13 protein-coding genes are annotated in these 15,174 nt (G+C 63.9%); 7 read left to right on the top strand and 6 right to left on the bottom strand.

The features are described from left to right. Positions 1 to 55: 55 nt before the first annotated feature. Positions 56 to 535 (top strand): Lrp/AsnC family transcriptional regulator, encoded by a 480-nt coding sequence (locus YUA_RS0126635; protein WP_027533459.1) that lies wholly within the window; start codon positions 56 to 58, stop codon positions 533 to 535. 74 nt (positions 536 to 609) lie between these two features. Continuing rightward, the gene (locus tag YUA_RS0126640; protein WP_027533460.1) at positions 610 to 921 is read left to right on the top strand and encodes a DUF1272 domain-containing protein; all 312 of its coding nucleotides are present in this window, start codon (positions 610 to 612) and stop codon (positions 919 to 921) included. 36 nt (positions 922 to 957) lie between these two features. Here the strand turns inward: YUA_RS0126640 and fahA are convergent, their stop codons facing one another. The 5 genes from fahA to YUA_RS0126665 form a co-directional block, all read right to left on the bottom strand. After that, positions 958 to 2,223: a fumarylacetoacetase gene (fahA, locus tag YUA_RS0126645; protein ID WP_027533461.1), complete on the bottom strand. Its 1,266-nt coding sequence runs from the start codon at positions 2,221 to 2,223 to the stop codon at positions 958 to 960. Positions 2,224 to 2,435: 212 nt separating this feature from the next. Continuing rightward, positions 2,436 to 3,782 carry a homogentisate 1,2-dioxygenase gene (gene hmgA, locus YUA_RS0126650; RefSeq protein ID WP_027533462.1) on the bottom strand — a complete coding sequence of 449 codons (1,347 nt, stop codon included), beginning with the start codon at positions 3,780 to 3,782 and terminating at the stop codon, positions 2,436 to 2,438. 2 nt (positions 3,783 to 3,784) lie between these two features. Then, complete coding sequence (locus tag YUA_RS0126655) at positions 3,785 to 4,741, bottom strand: MBL fold metallo-hydrolase (protein ID WP_027533463.1); 957 nt, start codon at positions 4,739 to 4,741, stop codon at positions 3,785 to 3,787. A gap of 37 nt (positions 4,742 to 4,778) precedes the next feature. Beyond that, the gene (locus tag YUA_RS0126660; RefSeq protein WP_027533464.1) at positions 4,779 to 5,003 is read right to left on the bottom strand and encodes a DUF2783 domain-containing protein; all 225 of its coding nucleotides are present in this window, start codon (positions 5,001 to 5,003) and stop codon (positions 4,779 to 4,781) included. A gap of 8 nt (positions 5,004 to 5,011) precedes the next feature. Next, positions 5,012 to 6,640, bottom strand: coding sequence for an FAD-dependent oxidoreductase (locus YUA_RS0126665; RefSeq protein ID WP_027533465.1), 1,629 nt, complete (start codon positions 6,638 to 6,640; stop codon positions 5,012 to 5,014). 110 nt (positions 6,641 to 6,750) lie between these two features. On the opposite strand from YUA_RS0126665, the gene YUA_RS0126670 reads away from it, so the two are divergent. Beyond that, a complete protein-coding gene (locus tag YUA_RS0126670; RefSeq protein ID WP_027533466.1) occupies positions 6,751 to 7,293 on the top strand; it encodes a MarR family winged helix-turn-helix transcriptional regulator in 543 nt (180 codons plus the stop codon). Positions 7,294 to 7,413: 120 nt separating this feature from the next. On the opposite strand, the gene YUA_RS0126675 is transcribed toward YUA_RS0126670, so the two are convergent. Further along, entirely contained in the window at positions 7,414 to 8,220 is an 807-nt protein-coding gene (locus tag YUA_RS0126675; RefSeq protein WP_027533467.1) for an N-acyl homoserine lactonase family protein, read from the bottom strand. A gap of 369 nt (positions 8,221 to 8,589) precedes the next feature. Between YUA_RS0126675 and YUA_RS0126680 the strand changes: the two genes are divergently transcribed. From YUA_RS0126680 to YUA_RS0126695, 4 genes are all read left to right on the top strand, one after another. Then, positions 8,590 to 10,110 carry a caspase family protein gene (locus tag YUA_RS0126680; RefSeq protein ID WP_027533468.1) on the top strand — a complete coding sequence of 507 codons (1,521 nt, stop codon included), beginning with the start codon at positions 8,590 to 8,592 and terminating at the stop codon, positions 10,108 to 10,110. Positions 10,111 to 10,254: 144 nt separating this feature from the next. Beyond that, the gene (locus YUA_RS0126685) at positions 10,255 to 10,926 is read left to right on the top strand and encodes an OmpA family protein (RefSeq protein ID WP_027533469.1); all 672 of its coding nucleotides are present in this window, start codon (positions 10,255 to 10,257) and stop codon (positions 10,924 to 10,926) included. A gap of 143 nt (positions 10,927 to 11,069) precedes the next feature. Continuing rightward, positions 11,070 to 11,999, top strand: coding sequence for an efflux RND transporter periplasmic adaptor subunit (locus YUA_RS0126690; protein WP_027533470.1), 930 nt, complete (start codon positions 11,070 to 11,072; stop codon positions 11,997 to 11,999). Further along, positions 11,999 to 15,148, top strand: a complete 3,150-nt coding sequence (locus YUA_RS0126695) for an efflux RND transporter permease subunit (RefSeq protein ID WP_027533471.1) — start codon at positions 11,999 to 12,001, stop codon at positions 15,146 to 15,148. The genes YUA_RS0126690 and YUA_RS0126695 overlap by 1 nt, the downstream gene beginning before the upstream one ends. Positions 15,149 to 15,174 lie beyond the last annotated feature (26 nt).

Raw genomic sequence — 15,174 nt, forward strand, 5'->3', positions numbered from 1 at the left:
GGACGAAATTTCGCTATCTTATGCACGAATTGTGCATGAATTGGACGAATGACGCATGATTTCGGTAGACACGTTTGACCTCAAGATCCTGGGCGCGCTCCAGGACGACGGCCGCCTCACCAACCAGGAGCTCGCCGATCTTGCGGGGCTGTCAGCCTCGCAATGCTCGCGGCGCCGGATGCGGCTCGAGGAGGAGAAGGTGATTGCCGGCTACCATGCCGACCTCTCCAGCGAAGCGCTCGGCTTCGGCGTGATCGCCTTCATCCAGGTGGGGCTCGCGACCCACTCGCCGGACAATTCCAAACGCTTTCGCGCATTGGTGAACCGGATCGACGAAATCCAGGAGGCCTATTCACTGACCGGCGACGCCGATTACGTGCTGAAGGCTGTGCTGCGCGATCTCAAGGGGCTCTCCAATCTCGTCAACGACGTGCTGATGCCGCACCAGAGCGTCGCGCATGTGCGTTCCTCGATCGTGCTGGATAGGCTGAAGGAAAGCTCACGGCTGCCGCTCAGGGATTTGATGGCTGGCTGAAATCGAGGGAACTACGCCATTCGCGCTGCGCGTGCGATCTGCGATGATCCCGGCCAGCCTTCGGAGATTCAACCATGGCCCTCCAGCTTCGACCGAACTGCGAATATTGCGACCGCGACCTGCCGCCTGATGCAACGGATGCGCGGATTTGCTCCTATGAATGCACGTTTTGCGCGGATTGCGTCGAGACAAAACTCTCCAACGTCTGCCCGAACTGCGGCGGCGGCTTTGCGCCGCGCCCGATCAGGCCGGCGCAGGAATGGCGACCGGGCGTGTGCACGAGCAAGCAGGCGCCGTCCGACAAGCGGGTGCATTTAAAGTACGGCCTGGACGATGTCGCGGCGCATTGCGCGAGGGTCAGGGAGGTGCCGCCTGAGAAGCGGTAGGCTCTCTTGGCACCGTCACAGCTGTGCCGGAGGAGGTTACTCCGCCGCCAAAATCGTCCCCTCGACGTCACCAAATCCCACGCGATAACCGTTGCCCTGGCACCAGCCGCGCATGACGAGGCTGTCGCCGTCCTCAAGGAACGACCGCTTGGTGCCATCAGGCAACTCCACAGGCTCTGTGCCGTTCCAGCTGATCTCGAGCAGGCTACCGCGCTGGTTCTTCTCGGGGCCGGAGATCGTGCCACTCCCCAAGAGATCGCCGACATTCATCGCGCAGCCGGAGGAGGCGTGGTGCATCAGCTGCTGCACCGAGGACCAGTACATGTACTTGAAATTGGTCCGGCTGATGCCGGCGGGCGCGTTGGCGCCGGCGGCGCGCAAGGAGACATCGAGCTCGAGATCGTAGTTCTGCGGCCTCGCCTGCTTGAGATAATCCAGCGGCACCGGCTCCTGCTCCGGCCCCTTCAGCCGGAACGGCTCCAGCGCCTCGCGCGTCACCACCCAAGGGCTGATCGAGGTCGCAAAGGCTTTGGCCAGGAACGGGCCGAGCGGCACATATTCCCATTGCTGGATGTCGCGCGCGCTCCAGTCGTTGAGCAGGACGAAGCCGAAGATCATCTCTTCGGCCTGGCTCTCCGTCAGCATGCCGCCGATCGGCGAGGGCTGGCCGACCACGACGCCCATCTCCAGCTCGAAATCGAGCCGCTTGCACGGGCCGAAGTTCGGCACATCCACATTCGGCGGCTTCAACTGCCCACGTGGCCGCTTCACTTTCGTGCCCGAGACCACGACGGTGGACGCACGGCCATTGTAGGCGATCGGCATGTGCAGCCAGTTCGGCTGCAGCGCATTGTCCTTGCCGCGGAACATGACGCCGACATTGGTGGCGTGCTCTTTCGACGAATAGAAATCGGTGTAGCCGGAGACGGTGAAGGGCAGATGCATCGTCACGTTCGCTCGTGGGATCAGCGCACGGTCGCGCAGTTGCTGGCTGTCGCGAAGCTCCGGGTTGTCATGGCGGAGCAACTCGGAGATCCGCGCACGCGTCCGAGACCAGACCTGTGGACCCTTGTGCATCAACGCGTTGAGTCCGACGGCAAAGACGCCGGGATCACCAACGCTGATCAGCCCTTCCTGCTCCAATTCCCAGAGATCAAGTACGAAATCGCCAATGGCGACTCCGAGCCGTGGACTCAGCTTAACCGTCGAGAACACGCCATAGGGCAGGTTCTGGATCGGGAAGTCGGAGGCGGGATCGACGTCGATGAAGGAGCGGAGGCCGGGATCGTTGGGGTGGGGCATTGGTTTCCCATGGGCGCAGCGGTGACGGTGTCACCCTCCCCTGGAGGGGGAGGGTCGGCTCATATTGAGCGCAGCGAAAATATGAGACGGGGTGGGGTGATCTCTCAACACGGGCAGTGTCCGATGCGGAAAGGCCTTCACCCCACCCCGCTACGCATTGCGCTACGCTGCATGCGTAGCGACCCTCCCCCTCCAGGGGAGGGTAAGAAAAACTACGGCCGGTTCGGATCGAACCGCTTCTCCAGTCCCTTCCAGCAATCCGCGTAATCGTCCTGCAGTGTGGATGCATTCGCGGCATGCGCTGTCACGCGCTGCGGGTAGCGGGTTTCGAACATGAAGGCCATGGTGCCCGTGAGCTTCACCGGCTTCAGCTCGCCGTTGCTGGCGTGCTCGAAGGCATCGCGGTCGGGGCCGTGCGGCAGCATGCAATTGTGCAGGCTGATGCCGCCCGGCACAAAGCCTTGCGGCTTGGCGTCGTAGACGCCGTAGATCAGGCCCATGAACTCGCTCATGATGTTCATGTGATACCAGGGCGGCCGGAAAGTGTTGTCCGCCACCATCCAGCGCTCGGGGAAGATGACGAAGTCGATATTCGCGGTGCCCGCGGTCTCCGAGGGCGAGGTCAGCACCGTGAAGATCGAGGGATCGGGATGGTCGAAGGCGATCGCGCCGACCGGCGAGAAGGTGCGCAGATCGTATTTGTATGGCGCATAATTGCCGTGCCAGGCGACGACGTCGATCGGCGAATGGGCGAGCTGTGTCTTGAACAATGACCCGCCCCATTTCACGAACAACTCGGTCGGCGTGTCCTTGTCCTCGTAGTAAGCAACGGGCGTCAGGAAGTCCCGCGCGTTCGCAAGACAGTTGGCGCCGATCGGCCCGCGCTCCGGCAGCGTGAAGGCGCCGCCATAGTTCTCGCAGAGATAGCCGCGCGCCGGACCGTTCGGGATCTCGACACGGAATTTGACGCCGCGCGGGATCACCACGATCTCGCCGGGCTCGGCGTCGATGCGGCCGAATTCTGTGACGATTCGAAGATTGCCCTGCTGAAGCACGAACATCAGCTCGCCGTCGGCATTGTAGAAGTGCTGGTCCACCATCGACTTGGTGATGAGATAGACATGCGCGGCCATGCCTCCTTGCGTGTTGACGTCGCCCGCGGTCGTCATGGTCTGCACGCCCTGCAGGAAGGTGACGTCCTCCTTTGGCAGCGGCGTCGGGTCCCAGCGCAGCTGCGCGATCGGAAGATCATGTTCATGGCACGGCGCCGAGCGCCACAGGCCGGCATCGACCTTCTCGAAGCGGCCGGAATGCTTCACCGACGGGCGGATGCGATAGAGCCAGGAGCGCTCATTGGTGCCGCGCGGCGCGGTGAAGGGCGAGCCCGAGAGCTGCTCGGCATAAAGCCCGTAAGCGCAGCGCTGCGGCGAGTTGCGCCCCAGAGGCAGCGCGCCCGGCAGCGCTTCGGTCTCGAAGCTGTTGCCGAAGCCGGACATGTAGCCCGGCGTGACCTGCGCTGAGCTGCGGATGATCTGATCAGGCGAGGCATTGATGTTCATGACTATCCTCCTCCTTGCAGGGCCGCCCACATTTCCTGGTCGCGCTTGTCGGTCCAGATCACGGGATCGTCGATCCCCGATGCTTCGTCATACGCGCGCGAGACGTTGAACGGCAGGCAATGCTCGTAGATGGCAAAACTGTGGAATTTCGGATCCATCACCTCGCGCGTCGCCGCCATCGATTCCTTCAGCGTGCGGCCCCTGGCGACCGAGATTTCGGCGGCGCCATAGAGCGACGTGACGAAGTCGCGCGTCATCGCGATGGCTTCGCGCACCGTGGCCGTGCCCTTGAGCGCATCGCCGCGGCCCGGCGCGATCGCCTTGGGATTGAAATTGCGGATCTCGTTCAGCGTCAGCGGCCACTCGCGCAAATGCGCATCGCCGCAATAGCAGGCCGAGTGATATTCGATGAGGTCCCCGGAGAACATGACTTCGGCATCCGGCACCCAGGCGACGATGTCGCCGGAGGTGTGGCCGGCTCCCAACTGCATCAGCCGCACCTCGCGCTTTCCCAGATAGATCGACATCTCGCCTTCAAAGGTCAGCGTCGGCCAGGTCAGGCCGGGAATGCTTTGGGCATCCTGAAACAGGCGGGGAAAACGGCCATACTCGGAATCCCAATCCTGCTGGCCGCGTTCCTCGATGAGACGATAGGTCTCCTGCGAGGCGACGATGCCTTGCGCCTTGTAGGCGGAGGCGCCGAGCACACGCACGGCGTGATAATGCGACAGCACGACATATTTGATCGGCTTGTCGGTGACGGTGCGCACACGCTCGATCACCTTGTTTGCCATCGCCGGCGTCGCCTGCGCGTCGAACACGAGGCAGCCGTCGTCGCCGACGATGATCGCGGTGTTCGGATCGCCCTCGGCGGTGAAAGCGTAGAGATCGGTGCCGATCTCCGAGAAGGTGATCTTCTTCTCGGAGAGATCGCCGGTGGATGCGAAATTCTTCGCCATCAGTTCATCCTTAAGTTTTTTGCTTCAAGTCTTTGGGTTATTGTTGTTGCTGCTGTTGCTGCTGGCCGTCGACCATGCGGCGTTTCGCCAGCACGAGCGCTTCCCGCAACACGTCGATGTCGCCGATATGATTGGCGAGGATCAGCACCAGCGCCGCGTCGAAATCGGCGCTCTGCTCGTCGGTGAGGCCGCGATGCGCCTCGACGATGGCGCGAAAGGCATCGTCGGGCCGCGCAAAGTTGGAACTGGTGGAAAGCGGCATACGAAACCTCAATTCAAGCCTTGAGCCCGCGACAGTGCGGCCGCGATCGCCTCACGCGTCGGATGGCGGAAACGCGCCGCGACGTAGCCGTCAGGCCTGAGCAGATAGGCGGAGCCCGGCTCGGCGTCATAGCGCTTGGCGATGAGGCCCTGCGAATCGGCAAGTTCGCCATCGCCGCCGATACGAATATTCTTCACGCCATCGGGCGCATCGGCCGCCGCGCCATTGCTGAACGACAGCAGGGTAAAATCTGTTCCACCCTTGCGGAAGGCATCTGTCAGATAGGCCTGCTCGCCCGCGCGCGTCGCAACCGGCGCATCGACCATGGAGCAGCCCGGCGATGGTCCACTGCGCCACGCATCGGCATCGGGCGAGGACAGCGGCGAATCATAGCTGCACGGCACCGACAGCCTTCCGCCATTGACCATGCGCTTGCCGAACTCGGTTTCCTTGGCGAGCGACAGCACCGCCTGGCGCAGCCGGGCTTCCTGATGCGAGTTCGGCGCCATGAAATCGGTCGAGCGGGTGGATTCGCGGATATTCTCGTCGGCAGCCCCGCTACGCTCAACATGGTAGCTTTCGAGCAGGCTTACGGGCGAGGTGCCGCGCAGCACGCGGTCGAGCTTCCACGAAATATTTTCTGCATCCTCGAGCCCGGAATTGGCGCCGCGCGCACCGAAGGGCGAGACCTGATGCGCGGAATCGCCCGCAAAAATCACGCGGCCATGGAGGAAGCGCTCCATGCGCCGGCACTGGAATTTGTAGAGCGAAATCCACTCGAACTCGAATTTGTCGTGCCCGAGCATGCGCGCGACGCGCGGTCGCACATTCTCAGGCTTCTTCTCGACTGTGGGATCGGCATAGCGATTGAGCTGGAGATCGATACGCCAGACGTCATCGGGCTGCCGGTGTAGCAGCGCCGAGCGGCCGGCATGAAACGGCGGATCGAACCAGAACCACCGCTCGGTCGGGAATTCCGCGGTCATCTTGACGTCGGCGATCAGGAACTGGTCCTCGAACACCTGTCCCGCAAACTCGGCACCGACCATCTGCCGCAACGAAGAACGGGCGCCATCGCAGGCGACGACATATTGCGCGTGCAGGCGATAGGCGCCTTCGGGCGTCTCGATCGTCAGCACAACGGAATCGTTGCGCTGCTCGACCGCCGTCACCTTGTTCCGCCAGCGCAAGTCGATCGCGGGCAGATCGCTAATGCGATCGACCAGATAGGCCTCGGCGTAATATTGCTGGAGATTGATGAAGGCCGGCCGCTTGTGGCCATCCTCGGGCAGCAGATTGAACTGGTAGAGCTGGGACTCGCCGTGAAAGATGCGGCCGACGCTCCACACCACGCCCTTGTCGACCATGCGGTCGGCGACGCCGAGTCGGTCCCAATATTCCAGCGAACGTTTCGAGAAGCAGATCGCACGTGAGCCCTCGCCGATACGATCAGCGTCATCCAGAAGAACGACGGGCTGGCCGCGCTGGGCGAGATCGATCGCCAGCGACAACCCAACGGGCCCTGCGCCGACGACCACGACCGGGTGCTCGGCCGGATTTTGGCCGGGGCGATCCTGGTCGGAGTGGCGGCGATAGCCGAACTGGGTTTTGGCCTGATGCGTATTGGCGCCCGCCATACACTAACCTCGGCTCTGGTCAGGAGAAGACTGATCTGCTAGATAGTCTCACGTGCAACTATTTTGGACCGACGCCGGCCGGCCGTCAACTGGAATTCGGAGCGCTCTCCTTGGCGAGGACATCCAGCGACATCGCGCTGAAGACACGGCAAGCCGATGAGGCTTCACCGCGACCCAAATCGCGGCTCGATCTGTTCAAGTTCGTGCCGTTCCGGCTCAACCGGCTCGCGGCGGAGGTCAGTTCCGCGCTCGCAGTCGAATATCAGGAACGTCACGGCCTCGACATTCCGGCCTGGCGCGTGATTGCCACGCTCGGCTTCCGCAACGATGCCTGCAGCGCGCAGTACATCTCGCAATGCACCCGCACGCACAAATCGACCATCAGCCGCGCAGTGACGGCGCTGCTGCATGGCGGCCTGATCGAGCGGGTCGAGAACGAAGCCGACCGCCGCGAATTCCGCCTGCAGCTGACGAAGGAGGGCCGCGCGCTTTACGAGGAGTTGTTCCCGCAATTGCTGCGTCGGGAAGACGAGATCCTCGCCTGCCTCTCCGCGCAGGAACGCAAGCAGCTCTCAGCACTGCTCGGCAAGATCGAGGAAAGCCTCGACCTGATCCAGACGAGCGAAGAGGCCGACGCCAAGCAGGCGTATTAGTCTCCTCTGTCATTCCGGGGCGCGCGTAGCGCGAACCCGGAATCCATTCATCTGGGCAACCGGTGGCGCGATGGATTCCGGGTTCGCCGCATTGCGGCGCCCCGGAATGACGCTGTCATGTCACCTCGCGAACGACCGCGTCGGCGGCAGGTGCAGCGCCCAGGCGTCGACCTTGTCGCTGGCGCGCGGATAGATCTCGGTCACGATCGGGTCGTGGCCAGGAATGTAGCGATCGGGATGGCCGGCGAGACGTTCGATCGTCTCCCAGCCCACGGCCATGTCGCCGACATTGTAGACGATCGGGAACGGGCTGCGGCGCTGCAGATTGGCGTAATAATGCGCGGCGTCCGACGCCAGCACCACCGGACCGCGCGCGGTCTCGACCTTGACCACTTGCAAGCCATCCGAATGGCCGCCGACACGGTGCACGGTGACACCGGGCGCGACCTCGCCGTCGCCGGAATAGAAATGGACGCGCTCGCCATAGACGTGGCGCACCATCTGGGTGACGTGCTCGACCGAGAATGGATGTCGCAGCAGTCCGTTGCACATGCAGCGCCCCGTCGCGTAAGCCATCTCGCGCTCCTGGAGATGGAAGCGCGCATTCGGGAAGCGGTCGAGATTGCCGGCGTGATCGTAATGCAGATGCGTCACGATAATGTTGCGGATGCTCGACGCGGCAACACCAAAACGCTCCAGCGCATCGACTGGATTGAGCGTCAGCTTGCGCGCGCGCGAGGTGGCTTCCTCGGCATTGAAGCCGGTATCGACCAGAATATCGCGGCCCTGCCCTCGGATCAGCCAAACGAAGTAGTCGAGATCCTGCGCCGCGCTGTCATGCGGGTCGGGCGCCAAAAAATTCATGCTGGGCGTGCGCGGCGACATCGTCGCATAGCGCAGCGCGTAGATTTCGTAGGCATTTCCCATGACTTTGATCCCGGCTTTTGCTTTTTCTGAATGGACCTGTCGCGCACCAAGCCATCGCCCGTCGCAAAGGTCAAACGTCTGAGCCTGCAGCGGACGCGAGGCCCAATGTGAGACCAATCACATTTTCGTCGCTCGTACCGGCCCTAACATGGCCGCCGGAACCGTGAACGAGAACGCGTCGAGTAAAGGCGTGACAACCGAATTATTCCCCTCGCAGCCGCCCTTATGTCGCGATCAATTGTCGCGATAGTGCCGAATCTCCAAGCGGTTGACGCCCCCACTCGCCGGTTTGATAATGCACTTTGCGTAAGTTAAGGTCGCCGCGGCGCAAGCTGGGAACGGCGCCTTTTTGGCTGGACCGCGCTGATTATGAAAATTCGCTTCCTTTTTCTTCTGCCATTGCTTGTCTCGCTCATCCCGGCCGCGTCATCGCATGCGGCCGGCGACCGCTATGCGCTGGTCATCGGCAATGCCAAATATCCTGACGCGGACAGCCCGCTGAAGGAGCCGATCAACGATACCCGCGATGTCGCCGACGAACTCAAGCGCGACGGCTTCTCGGTGGAGGTCGGGGAGAACCTGACCGGCGACGGCATGCGCCGCGCCTTCGACAAGCTCTACGGCAAGATCAAGCCGGGCTCGGTGGCGCTGATCTTCTACAGCGGGTTCGGCATCCAGTCGGCGCGCCAGAGCTACATGATCCCGATCGACGCGCAGATCTGGACCGAGTCCGACGTCCGTCGCGACGGTTTCAGCATCGAAGCCATCCTGGGCGAGCTCAACACCCGGGGCGCCGGCGTCAAGATCGCGCTGATCGATGCGTCCAGGCGCAACCCGTTTGAACGGCGGTTCCGTAGCTTCTCGGCGGGCCTGACCCCGGTCATCGCGCCGAATGGTACGCTGGTGATGTATTCGGCGGCGCTGGCTTCGGTGGTGTCGGACGCCGGCGGCGACCACAGCCTGTTCGTCCAGGAACTGCTCAAGGAAATCCGCGTCCCCGACCTGATGGCGGAGGAAACGCTGAACCGCACCAAGATGGGCGTCACCCGCGCCTCGCGCGGCGAGCAGGTGCCTTGGATCTCGTCTTCGCTGGCCGAGGATTTCTCGTTCATTCCGGGAGCCGCTGGATCGCGCCCGACGGCGACGACACCGCCACCGGCGCCTCCCGCACCGCCGCCTGCGGTCGCCAACAACCCGCCTCCGGTTCCGCCCGCCCCGCCAGCACCACCCGTGGCTGCGAACAATCCGCCGGCGCCGCCTGCACCTGCGTCACCGCCGCCGGCACCGAAGCCACAGGTTGAGGCCGCGCTGCCTCCGCCGCAACCGCCGGTTAAACCGGTCGAGCCAGCTCTGGCGCCGAACGCAGATGGCGGGCCGAGCGCGGCCGCGCTGGCTGAGGATCCCACCATCAAGGGCCTGACGGCCAAGATCGCCGCCAATCCGGATGACGTGAATGCGCTGTACCGGCGTGGCCAGGTCTATGCCAGCAAGGGGGCCTACAGCCTCGCCATCAGGGATTTTGACGACACGCTCCGGATCAATTCGAAGGACGTCGAGGGGCTGAACAATCGCTGCTGGACCCGCGCCGTGGTCGGCGACCTCCAGGGTGCGCTGAAGGATTGCAACGAGGCGCTGCGGCTGCGGCCGAATTTCGTCGATGCGCTGGACAGCCGCGGGCTGGTGAACCTCAAATCCGGGGCGGTGAAGAATGCCATCGCCGATTTCGACGCCGCGCTGAAGATCAATCCGCGCCTGACCTCCTCGCTCTATGGACGGGGCGTGGCGAAGCAGCGCAACGGCTCGGCCCAGGAGGGCGCGCTCGACATCGCCAATGCCAAGGCGATGGACCCGAACATCGCTGGGGAATTCGCAAGTTACGGAGTGCGTTGATATTTTTTTGATTTTAGGCCGGCGGCGCCTCGAACCCATGGCGGCCCGGCAAAGACTAACGGAACGGACGCCGCAGGCGGCCTTGCCGTGGGGCCTATTGCAAGAATTTTGGAACCGCGCGCGCTCGCGCAGGAGGGACTGGCAATGAGATTGGCTGCAAAGGGACTGACCGCGGTCCTGTCCATCATCACCGTCAGTGCCGCGCTGTCGCTGACGCTCCCGCCCGCCTTCGCCGGCGACGACGGCAACAGCAAGAACGTCACCGAGGACGAGATCGTCCGCGCGCTGGCGCCGCCGCCGAAAAAGCCCCTGACCCGTGGCCTCTCGATCACCCCGCAGGCCGATCCGGCGCCGAACCCGGCGGAAACCAAGCTGATCCAGTCCGTCCGTGGCCGCGCCACCCGCTCGCTCTCGTCGATCGAGCGCGAGGAGATCGCCTCCGCCGCCAAGGACAAGCCGAATATCGATCTCGAAATCACCTTCGACTACAACTCAGCCGATATCAGCGCCAAGTCGCTGCCTTCGGTGCAGGCGCTCGGCCGCGCGCTGACCAGCCCCGACCTGAAAGGCTCGACCTTCGTGGTCGCCGGCCACACCGACGCCGCCGGCGGCGAGGGCTACAATCAGGAGCTATCGGAACGCCGCGCGGATTCAATCAAGCGCTACCTCGTCGAGAAGTACAGCATCGCCGCCGCCGACCTCGTCACCGTCGGCTACGGCAAGAGCAAGCTAAAGGATCCGAGCCAGCCGATGGCGGAGGTGAACCGCCGCGTGCAGGTCGTGAATATGGAAAACAAGACCACCGCATCGAAGTGACCACGACGTAATCCGTTGAAGTGACTGGTCGTGATGTGGTGTAAAGTCTTGCTGCCAGCGCGCGTCCCGCAGCCCTGCGGGACGCCGCTTCGTTTCAGGGAAACGTTCCCAGCAACCCCGAGCCAGGCCAGGATGATCCGGCGATGAACATCTCCGAATATCTCAAGCCTGCGGGAACCGTGGCGTTCATCCTAGCGCTCGGCGTCGGCTATTATTGGTTCGAGCATCGGCATCGCCCCGAGACGAAGGAGACGCCGGGCGAGGCGCTCGTCATCGTGACGAAGTCGACCAATGCCTGCTTCTCCGATCTGGTGCGAGTCACCGGCTTCTTCGTACCGCGGCGCGAGGCCGTGGTCATGGCCGACCAGGAAGGATCGAAGGTTACCGACCTCTTCGTCACCGAAGGCGCTGTCGTCACCGACAACCAGGAGCTGGCGCGCCTGACGGCGCCGCCGCAGATTCCCGGCCAGCCGCAAAGGCCAGGCCCGCAGGGGCCGATCTCGCTGAAGGCACCCGCGCCGGGTCTCATCACGGAAGTGCGCACCATCGTCGGCGCGCCGGCATCGCCGCAGGCGGGACCGATGTTCCGCATTGCCGTGAACAACGAGATCGAGCTGGATGCGCAGGTCCCGGCCGTGCACATGCCGAAGCTAAGCCCCGGCGCGACGGTGCGGATCAGCCGGGATGATGCCGCCGATCTGATCGGCAGGGTCCGGCTGGTTGCACCCGAGATCGACCGCGCCACGCAGCTTGGCCGCGTCCGCATCAGTGTCACCAACAATCCTTCGCTGAAGGTCGGCGTGTTCGCCCGCGCCTCGATCGACGCCAAGCGAAGCTGCGGCGTCGCGGTTCCGAAGACCGCGATTGACCATCTCACCGTGCAGGTGGTCAAGGGCAACACCATCGAGACACGTCGGGTGCGCGTCGGGCTGACATCCGACAGCCAAACGGAAATCCTTGAAGGGGTCGACGTCGGCGAGATCGTCGTGGCCGACGCCGGCTCTTCGCTCCATGACGGCGACCAGATCAAGACCATGTTCGCCGATGAACTCGATCGCACGCGGGTACGCTAATGGCTCTCAATATCTCGGCATGGTCGATCCGCAATCCGCTGCCGTCAGTGGTCTTCTCGATCATCCTTTTGATCCTCGGCTGGACCTCCTTCAACAAGCTCGCGATCACGCGACTCCCCTCTGCCGACATTCCCGTGATCTCGGTCGCGGTGGCGCAGTTCGGCGCCGCGCCCGCAGAGCTCGAATCCCAGGTCACCAAGACGGTTGAAGACGCCGTCTCCGGCGTCGAGGGCGTGCGGCACATCACCTCCTCGATCACCGACGGCGTGTCGGTCACCACCATCCAGTTCGCGCTGGAGACCAACACCGACCGCGCGCTCAACGACGTCAAGGACGCGGTAACGCGCGTGCGTTCGAACCTGCCGCAGAACGTCACGGAGCCGCTGATCCAGCGCGTCGACGTGATCGGCCTGCCGATCGTCACCTACGCCGCGATCTCGCCCGGCAAGACGCCGGAGCAGCTCTCTTATTTCGTCGACGACGTGGTCAAGCGCGCGCTGCAAGGCGTGCGCGGCGTCGCCCAGGTCGAGCGCATCGGCGGTGTCGAGCGCGAGATCCTGGTCTCGCTCGATCCCGACCGCCTGCAGGCGATGGGGCTGACCGCCGTCAATGTCAGCCAGAGCCTGCGCGGCACCAATGTCGACGTCGCCGGCGGCCGCGCCGAGATCGGCAAGAACGACCAGGCGATCCGGACATTGGCCGGAGCCAAGACGCTCAGCGACCTCGCCGGCACCATGGTTCCCCTGTTCGGCGGCGGCGAGGTCCGTCTTGACGATCTCGGCACCGTGACCGACACCATCGCCGACCGCCGCACCTTCGCCCGCTTCAACGGCGAGCCGGTGGTCGCGCTCGGCATCAAGCGCTCCAAGGGCGCCAGCGACGTGAAGGTCGCCGAAGCCGTGCAGAAGCGCATCGACGCGCTCAAGGCCGCCTATCCCGATGTCGACCTCAAGCTGATCGACACCTCCGTCGAATACACCAACGGCAATTACGAAGCGGCGATCTCGACGCTGTTCGAGGGCGCCATCCTCGCCGTCGTCATCGTGCTGTTGTTCCTGCGCGACCTGCGCGCCACCGTCATTGCCGCGGTCTCGCTGCCGCTGTCCATCTTCCCAGCCTTCTGGGCGATGGACATTCTCGGCTTCTCGCTCAACCTCGTCAGCTTCCTCGCCATTACGCTGTCGACAGGTATTCTGGTCGACGATGCCATCGTCGAGATCGAGAACATCGTACGGCACATGAACATGGGCAAATCGCCCTATCGCGCCGCACTCGAAGCCGCCGATGAAATTGGCCTCGCCGTCATCGCCATTTCGCTGACGATCATCGCGATCTTCGCGCCCGCGAGCTTCATGTCGGGCATCGCCGGACAGTTCTTCAAGCAGTTCGGCATCACGGTCTCGGTGCAGGTGTTCTTCTCGCTGCTTGCGGCACGCTTCGTGACGCCGATGCTGGCCGCCTACTTCCTCAAGCACGGCAATCACGAAGAGCCGCCGCCGGGCCGCATCCTGCGGAGCTACCACAGAATCGTATCGTGGTCGGTGAAGCACTATTTCATCACCGTGCTGATCGGCATCGGCATTTTCGCTGCCTCGATCTGGAGCATCACGCTGCTGCCGCAGGGCTTCTTGCCGGCGCAGGACAGCGCCCGCTCGCTGCTGGCGCTCGAACTGCCGCCGGGCACGCAGCTCGCCTACACCGAAAAGGTCACCGAGGATATCGTCGCACGCCTGCGCAAGCGGCCCGAGGTGAAGAGCATCTTCGTCGACGGCGGGCGCGTTCCGCCGGGGACCCAGGAAGTCCGGCGCGCCGCCCTCATCATCAATTACACGCCCAAGAACGACCGCAACATCACCCAGCGCGAGCTCGAATTCTCGATCAGCCAGGAGCTGGAGAACGTTCCCGATATCCGCTTCTGGTTCCTGGACGAGAACGGGCTGCGTGCGATCTCGCTGGTGGTGACCGGTGTCGATGCCAACATCGTCAACAACGTCGCCAGCGAACTCGCGACGCAGATGAAGCGGATTCCGACCATCTCCAACGTGATCTCGGAAACCTCGCTGGAGCGTCCCGAACTGCGGATCGAGCCGCGCGCCGACCTCGCCGCCCGGCTCGGCGTCTCGACCGAGAGCCTCTCGCAGACCATCCGTGTCGCGACCATCGGCGACGTCGGTCCGGCGCTCGCCAAGTTCGACGTCGGCGATCGCCTGGTGCCGATCCGCGTGCAGCTCGAGGATGCCGCGCGCGGCAATCTCAAGACACTCGAGCAGCTGCGCGTGCCGCTTGGCGAGCACGGCGAGAAAGGCGGCGTACCGCTCTCGGTCATCGCCGACGTCAAGCTCGACCAGGGACCGACCAGCATCAACCGCTACGATCGCGAGCGGCAGGCAACCGTCGCTGCCGACCTCGTCGGCTCCGCGGCGCTCGGCGATGCCACCAGGAAGATCTACGATCTCCCGGTCATGAAGAGCCTGCCGAAGGGCGTGAAGGTCTCCCCCTCCGGCGACGCGGAAAGCCTCAACGAGCTGTCCGACGGCTTTGCCACCGCGATCACGGCCGGCATGATGATGGTCTATGCGGTGCTGGTGCTGCTGTTCGGAACCTTCCTGCAGCCGATCACCATCCTGTTCTCGCTGCCGCTCTCGATCGGCGGCGCGATCGCGGCCCTGCTCGTCACCGGCAAGCAGCTCACCACGCCAGTGTGGATCGGCATCCTGATGCTGATGGGTATCGTCACCAAGAATGCGATCATGCTGGTGGAATTCGCGATCGAGGCAATTCGCGCCGGCAAGCCGCGCGATGAGGCGATGATCGACGCCGGCATGAAACGCGCCCGCCCAATCGTGATGACCACCATCGCGATGGCCGCGGGCATGATGCCGAGCGCGCTCGCGGTCGGCGCCGGCGGCGAATTCCGCTCGCCGATGGCGCTCGCGGTGATCGGCGGCCTGATCTTCTCGACCATCCTGTCGCTGGTGTTCGTGCCCGCGATGTTCATGGTGATGGACGATTTCGGCGCGCTGATCTGGCGCTTCGGTAGTCGGCTGATCGTGCACAGCGAGGATGCCGAGACCGGCGGGCATCACGGCGCCGCCCCTAAGGAGACGGCGCCGATGCGGAAGAATATCGTGCATCCGGCGGCGGAGTAGGATTCGCGCTAGCAGCCTCAGGGGCA

The sequence above is a fragment of the Bradyrhizobium sp. WSM3983 genome (assembly GCF_000473045.1).
Taxonomy (GTDB): Bacteria; Pseudomonadota; Alphaproteobacteria; order Rhizobiales; family Xanthobacteraceae; genus Bradyrhizobium.

Excerpts from the sequence above, each read along its gene's own strand:
- YUA_RS0126635 (WP_027533459.1), top strand. The coding sequence starts at position 56 with ATGATTTCGGTAGACACGTTTGACCTCAAGATCCTGGGCGCGCTCCAG.
- YUA_RS0126640 (WP_027533460.1), top strand. The coding sequence starts at position 610 with ATGGCCCTCCAGCTTCGACCGAACTGCGAATATTGCGACCGCGACCTG.
- fahA (WP_027533461.1), bottom strand. The coding sequence starts at position 2,223 with ATGCCCCACCCCAACGATCCCGGCCTCCGCTCCTTCATCGACGTCGAT.
- hmgA (WP_027533462.1), bottom strand. The coding sequence starts at position 3,782 with ATGAACATCAATGCCTCGCCTGATCAGATCATCCGCAGCTCAGCGCAG.
- YUA_RS0126655 (WP_027533463.1), bottom strand. The coding sequence starts at position 4,741 with ATGGCGAAGAATTTCGCATCCACCGGCGATCTCTCCGAGAAGAAGATC.
- YUA_RS0126660 (WP_027533464.1), bottom strand. The coding sequence starts at position 5,003 with ATGCCGCTTTCCACCAGTTCCAACTTTGCGCGGCCCGACGATGCCTTT.
- YUA_RS0126665 (WP_027533465.1), bottom strand. The coding sequence starts at position 6,640 with ATGGCGGGCGCCAATACGCATCAGGCCAAAACCCAGTTCGGCTATCGC.
- YUA_RS0126675 (WP_027533467.1), bottom strand. The coding sequence starts at position 8,220 with ATGGGAAATGCCTACGAAATCTACGCGCTGCGCTATGCGACGATGTCG.
- YUA_RS0126680 (WP_027533468.1), top strand. The coding sequence starts at position 8,590 with ATGAAAATTCGCTTCCTTTTTCTTCTGCCATTGCTTGTCTCGCTCATC.
- YUA_RS0126685 (WP_027533469.1), top strand. The coding sequence starts at position 10,255 with ATGAGATTGGCTGCAAAGGGACTGACCGCGGTCCTGTCCATCATCACC.
- YUA_RS0126690 (WP_027533470.1), top strand. The coding sequence starts at position 11,070 with ATGAACATCTCCGAATATCTCAAGCCTGCGGGAACCGTGGCGTTCATC.
- YUA_RS0126695 (WP_027533471.1), top strand. The coding sequence starts at position 11,999 with ATGGCTCTCAATATCTCGGCATGGTCGATCCGCAATCCGCTGCCGTCA.